Here is a 1,600-nt window from a genome sequence, read left to right as displayed (position 1 = left end):
ACTCAAGTTTCGGAGTTCAAAATGGCGAAAACCGGCCCCAACTTCCCCATTACTCATACTCCAATTGCATGGTAAATGTATCCAGCTGAAGACTGCGAACAAAAAACTCATGGATGCGTTTATCGACCGCCAGCATAACCGTGTCCACCGGACAACCAAGCGTTGCCCGCAGCTCAGTGAGCGTACCGGATATGATGGCACGAAATATCTGCCATAGCTGTCCGGCAAAATTGAGTGAATCCAGCTGGCCCTGTATCCGTGATCGAATATCACCGACACGCGCTTCCTGATCTTCCAGTTTATTGTTCACCAGCATCAAGTAACGAATCGCACACAGGTGTATCGATGCCGTATGCGATGCAAATGTGGCCGTTTGCTCCTGGAGGAAACCCAGATGTTGTTTCGCTTCCTTGAAATAGACTTCGATCCCCCAGCGCAACGCATACGTCTCCAGCATCTTGCTCATGCCCAGCTGCATATCGGTCGTTAGGAACAGCGCCCAATCCTTCTTGCCCGCCTCCTCCTTGTCAGGTGTTTTCAGTCCTCGCACAAACAGTAATCGTACGGGTTGCCACTGGGGCTCTTTTTCATTTTTTTCGGCCAGGTCCAGTTCCACATCCAGCGCCACGGCCTTCCAGGGCATGCCCCGCACCTTTCGCCACTCCCGCTTGACCGCATGGGTATAGAGTTCCTTGGCATCCAGCAGCTGCTTTTCCCGCCCACTGATCACCACACGGTATTTCATTTTGCTCTTTTTCATTCGCAGGATCGCACCGACATCCAGTTCCAATGCGGTACGAATCATCGGCTTAGTGCCAAACCAAGCATCCGCCAACACATAATCCGCGTCTATCCCGCTTCGAATAGCCCGCTTCATCATATGCGAGGCCATTTCCGGCTTACCCTGGCTGATCGCCTCGCTGTAACGCTTGCCAGCAATACTCCGGCCATCCTTGTAGGGGTTGATCAGTGCCCGTGCCTTCACCTGGCTGATGTAAATCTGTGAATCCAAAGGCAGGAAGGCTTCGTCTGTCGCCAACCCCAGCGTCAATACCTGCTGCCCCATAACATGGCGGCCCGTAACATGATCAAAATGGCTGGACACCCCTTCCATTTTCTTGCCACACCGGGTTTTGATCGAATCATCCAACACGAACGCCTTAACGCGACTCCCCGCCAGCTTGTTCCGGTGATAAACCGCCTTGGCCGTTTGGCTATTAAGCGCTCGCCAGTTGATCTCTTCCCGTTTGAGCAAATCGTACATGACATCTTTTCTGGCCCTTGAAAAGGTTCCCAACGCCTTCCTGGAAAACATGGCGATGGATGCCATGTTGAGCCATTTCCAGAGCAGTAAGATAAATACCGCTTCCGTGACGTCGATGCCACTGCGCTTGGTGAAGCCTGCTCCTTTGATCAGCGAATTCATTTTCAACTTCTTCCATGTGTCAGCGAACAGGTTGTCAATGTAGTGCTTTGAATCGGTAACCAGGCCGCTGATCAAGGGTGGCAAGCTGTCAGTGTTTGTGTCATTCTTCAAGTGGGCCTCCGGGTGGTTTTGTTGTTTGTCTTTGAACACAAACATTTTACCATGCGTGAGGCC

General features: G+C 51.9%; 1 protein-coding gene. It reads right to left on the bottom strand.

The window, feature by feature from the left end; translation table 11 throughout:
- Positions 1–49 precede the first annotated feature (49 nt).
- Positions 50–1,600, bottom strand: a 1,551-nt coding sequence (locus tag O9K64_RS23350; protein WP_335342354.1) for a transposase, incomplete at its 5' end; no start/stop codon positions are given.

Source organism: Sedimenticola hydrogenitrophicus, assembly GCF_029017505.1.
GTDB lineage: Bacteria > Pseudomonadota > Gammaproteobacteria > Chromatiales > Chromatiaceae > Sedimenticola > Sedimenticola hydrogenitrophicus_A.
This window is presented reverse-complemented; position numbering and strand designations above follow the sequence as displayed.